Source organism: Myxococcus vastator (assembly GCF_010894475.1).
Lineage (GTDB): Bacteria > Myxococcota > Myxococcia > Myxococcales > Myxococcaceae > Myxococcus > Myxococcus vastator.
The window spans coordinates 1-3,962 of record NZ_JAAIYB010000601.1; the positions used below are offsets into that span (position 1 = coordinate 1).

Here is a 3,962-nt window from a genome sequence, read left to right on the forward strand (position 1 = left end):
TATCCGACCACCAGCGCCAGCCACCCCGCCAGCCTTCCCACGCCCCCTGCCCCGCCCGTCAGCGCGTAGCCGGCGACGCCCGCCAGCACGCACAGGCCCAGCAGGACACCCGCGCGCACCGCGAGCCTTCGCAGCGCCCAGCCGCGCAGCCCCGTGGCCTGCACGAGCACCAGCCGCAGCGTCCCGTCCTCTCGTTCACGCGACACCAGGTCAAACGAGAACGCCAGCGCGAACAGGGGCAGCAGGTAGAGCAGCACGAACGACAGGTCCAACGTTCCGGTCGCCAGGTGCACCGGGTGCTCCAACGTGTCACGCGCGAAGTCCGTGAGGCGCCCCTGGAGCGACACCTGGTAGGCGGACGGCAACAGGTCCATCTGCCCCACGGTGAACGCCCCCAGCGGCCCCGGAGGCAGCAGGGCTTCGGGCTGGACGAGCGTGTTGCCCACTGGCACCGGCATCGCCGGGCTCTTCCAGGGCGGCAGCGCCGGCCCTCGCCCCTGGCGCAAGGCCTCCGCCTGCTCCGCCAGACGGGAACGCCGCTCCGTCTCCTGTGCGACGAGGAGCTGCTGGTAGGTCCGCAGGTCCCGGGTGAAACGCCAGCCGTTGTAGAGGCCCAACGCCATCAAGCCGAGCAGGAGCGCGGCGGAGAAGGCGAGCATCCGGTCCTTCCGGAGCAGGAACCACTCGTGTCGAAGCAAGGACATCTTCAGGGTCTCCTCGTGCCTCAAACGGCGCTCAGGCGTGCGCAAGCGCGCAGCGCGAAGAAGGTGGTCCACGCCAGCCAGAATCCCAGCAGGAGAAGCCCCGGCACCTGCGCGCCCAGCGCCTCCGGGAGCCGCTCCTCGTCCAGGCTCAGCTCCGGCACCTCACGCCACAGCGACGCGTCCGCCTTGTAGTCCGCGTCGCCGTACTTCGAGCGAAACGTGATGGTGTCATTCATCTGCTTCACCAGCCCCTGCCGATACTGCTCCGCCTGCCTCGTGAAGCGCAGGTGCGCGGACAGGTCCGTCCGCGCGAGCGATGCCGACAGGTGCCTCAGCGCCAACATGGGAGACAGCGGCGCGAAGAAGCGGTGCAGTCGCTCCTGTTCGCCGTAGCGCGCCTCCAGCTCGCCGAAGCGCTGCGCGCCCACGCGGTTGCTGTACTCCTCTCCCGCCTGGAGCGCGATGCCCCGGAAGTTGACGGGAAGCGCCTCCAGGGATGCCGCGCCGTAGCGCGCCAGCGTCTCGCGCTCGAGCGCCGCCTGTCGCTGGTCCACCGGGTCATGACCGCTCAGGCCCTTCTCGTAGTCCTCCGCCAGTTGCCGCGCGAAGTCCTGCGCCGTGGGCACCGGCGCCCATGCCCGGGCCGCGTCCACCGCGAGCCGGGGCACCAGCAGCGCGTTGACCATCCACACGCCCAGCAGCGCCACCAGCGCCCCTCGGGACGTCCGCGCCCACGCGCTGACCGCCAGCCCCAGGAACACGAAGCCCGCCAGGTACAGCCCATACCCCAGCGACAGCCCCGACAGACGCCCCAGCAGCTCGCCCGGCGAGACGCCCGCTCCGCCGCCCAGGCCCACCACCAACACCACGACCACGACGAAGAGGGGCACCAGCAGCGCCGCGAGCGCCAGCCCTATGCCCAGGGCCTTGCCCAACACGAGCTGATGACGGCGCACGCCGGTGCTCAGCAGCAGGCGCAGCGTCCCCTGCTCCCGCTCGGCGGTGAACGCGGAGTAGGTCAGCAGGATGATGAGCAGCGGCACCAGGAGCTGGAGGACCCCTGCCCCCGTCAGCTCCCCGAAGCGCGCCGCCGCCGTGGCGTCCGCCGCGGGCCGGTACTGGGTGGCGTTCCGCTTGTGCGCTTCCAGGTAGACGGCGACGCCCAGGTACGGCTCCACGCCGCGGTCGAACGCGGCCAGGACGGACTCGGGCTTGAACGCCCAGACACCGTAGTGCGCGGCCGAGTGCGGGTTCTTCTCTCCCTGCTCCAGCCAATGCTGGCGCGTCAGGCGAGCACCGGCTTCGCGCTCGGCACGGGAGTCCCGGACATGGAGCGCGCCGACCGCGATGCCCACCAGGGCCAGCAAGAACACCAGGGCTCCCGCGACGCGGAAGCGTCCGTCGCGCGACAGCTCCATCCACTCTTTTCGGGCGATGGCTCGAATCATTCGTCGGTCCTCAGCCACGCATGTGCGCCAGGTAGAGCTGCTCCAGCTCCGCGTGCCCCAGGTCCCGCGTGGCGCGCGTCTCCACCAGCCGGCCCGCCTTCATGATGCCCACCCGCGTGCCGGACTCCTTCGCGCGGAACAGGTCATGCGTCGCCATGAGCACCGCCATGCCTTCACCACTCAGGCGCAGCAGCAGCTCGGAGAGCTCGTTGGACGCCAGCGGATCCAATCCGGACGTGGGCTCATCCAGCAGCAACGCCCGCGCGCCCTTCGCCAGCGCGATGGCGATGCCGACCTTCTGCCGCATGCCCTTCGAATAGCGGCCGACGGGCACGTCCATGGCCCCCGGCTGCAGCCCCGCGTTCGCCAGCCACCCGGTGGACTCCTGGGGGGACAGCGCCGGACGGCCCGCCAGGGTGTTGAAGTAGGCCAGGTTCTCCCGGCCGGTCAGCCGAGGGTAGAGCATCACCAGCTCGGGCACGTACGCCAGGAGCCCGCGCACCTGGGCTTCGTGTTGCTGGACCGCCAACCCCGCGACGCGGGCCTCGCCTTGCGTGGGGGTAATGAAGCCCAGGAAGAGGTTCAGCGTGGTGGTCTTCCCCGCCCCGTTCGCACCCAGCAGGCAGAACACTTCGCCCGCCCCGATGGACAGGTCCAGTCCTTCCAGGGCCAGGTGCTGGCCATAGCGTTTTGACAGCTTCTTCGCTTCAAGCATGGGTCATCCCCATAACGAAGACCCGACATCAAACGCAACTCGATTGCATTACAAGACTCCCGCTGACAGCATTCCAGGCATGCGACAGGGCTCGGGGATTCCCGGACCCGGGAGGTCGGACGTGCTGACGGTGATGGTGCTCTTGAACCTGATGTTGGCCGCGCAGGCGGCTCCGGACGCTAGAATCCGGGTGAGCCGCTCGTGTCCCTGGGACAGGTGACGAACACGCTGCCCACGCGACCCGCGGCGGCGCCACCGCGCGCGCCCCCGGTGGTCCTCAACCACTTCTATGTCGTCCTCCCCGCGGGGGCCTTCGAGTCACTGCGGGCGCTGGACTTCCTTTCGGACGCGTTCGCCCAGGTGGATGGCGGCCTGCCCGAATTCAAGGTGCCGGAGGCCCGCTGGGTGCTCGCAAGCCCTGGGAGTTCGCCGCGGGAGAACACCGGGCGCCCATGACACGGGCGCGTCCTCGTTCTCCCCACCGAGCAGCGACTCCAGCGGCTCACAATCGGCGGAAGCCGGGCCGTCTCGTGGCGCATGACCGCGCGGGCAGCGCCCGCCCGCGCTCAGTGTGTGAGCGTGCCCCGGGACACCATGGACCGCGGCGAGACCTGCTCACGCGTCACCGTCTCGCGGCCGGTGGCCCTGCCCCGCTCCAGCAGCGACTTGAAGCGCAGCAGGTCATCATCCATCTGCTTCTTGGGGTCCGCGCCCAGCAGCTTCGCGAAGGCATGGCCAATGGCTCCCGCTGGCGGGTTGTAGGACAGCCGGATGTCCACCCGCGTGCCGCCGCGCGGCGTGGACTCGAAGTGGATGACGCCCAGGTTCTCCACCGCCGTGCCCTCCACGCTCTTCCAGGCCAGCACCTTGTTGGGCACGAACTTCGTGACGACGGCGTCCCATTCGAAGTGCAGCCCCGCGGGCCCGCGCACCTTCCAGTGGGAGCGGCCCTCGATGCCCGGAATCACTTCATCCACGTGCGTCATGAACCGGGGGAAGTTCTGCATCTCCCTCCAGAAGGCGAACACCTCATCCACCGGCGCATTCACGTTGATGTCCTTGTGAAGGGTGATGGCCCGCCGCCCCGCGCCCATC

General features: G+C 69.8%; 5 protein-coding genes. 1 reads left to right on the forward strand and 4 read right to left on the reverse strand.

Annotation, left to right across the window (positions count from 1 at the left end; genetic code table 11):
• From G4D87_RS34635 to G4D87_RS34645, 3 genes are all read right to left on the reverse strand, one after another.
• Positions 1 to 704 (reverse strand): ABC transporter permease subunit (locus G4D87_RS34635; protein WP_163786945.1); only part of this gene is annotated, 704 nt, incomplete at its 3' end.
• Positions 705 to 724: 20 nt separating this feature from the next.
• A complete protein-coding gene (locus G4D87_RS34640; protein WP_163786946.1) occupies positions 725 to 2,152 on the reverse strand; it encodes a DUF3526 domain-containing protein in 1,428 nt (475 codons plus the stop codon).
• A 10-nt stretch (positions 2,153 to 2,162) separates the two neighbouring features.
• On the reverse strand, positions 2,163 to 2,867 hold the full coding sequence (locus tag G4D87_RS34645) for an ABC transporter ATP-binding protein (RefSeq protein WP_163786947.1): 705 nt from the start codon (positions 2,865 to 2,867) through the stop codon (positions 2,163 to 2,165).
• 201 nt (positions 2,868 to 3,068) lie between these two features.
• Between G4D87_RS34645 and G4D87_RS34650 the strand changes: the two genes are divergently transcribed.
• Positions 3,069 to 3,323 carry a hypothetical protein gene (locus G4D87_RS34650; RefSeq protein ID WP_163786948.1) on the forward strand — a complete coding sequence of 85 codons (255 nt, stop codon included), beginning with the start codon at positions 3,069 to 3,071 and terminating at the stop codon, positions 3,321 to 3,323.
• A 110-nt stretch (positions 3,324 to 3,433) separates the two neighbouring features.
• Here G4D87_RS34650 and G4D87_RS34655 read toward each other — a convergent pair.
• On the reverse strand, positions 3,434 to 3,962 hold a 529-nt coding region (locus G4D87_RS34655), incomplete at its 5' end, for an SRPBCC family protein (protein WP_163786949.1).

Coding starts and splice junctions, on each gene's coding strand:
- G4D87_RS34640 (WP_163786946.1), bottom strand. CDS start 2,152: ATGATTCGAGCCATCGCCCGAAAAGAGTGGATGGAGCTGTCGCGCGAC.
- G4D87_RS34645 (WP_163786947.1), bottom strand. CDS start 2,867: ATGCTTGAAGCGAAGAAGCTGTCAAAACGCTATGGCCAGCACCTGGCC.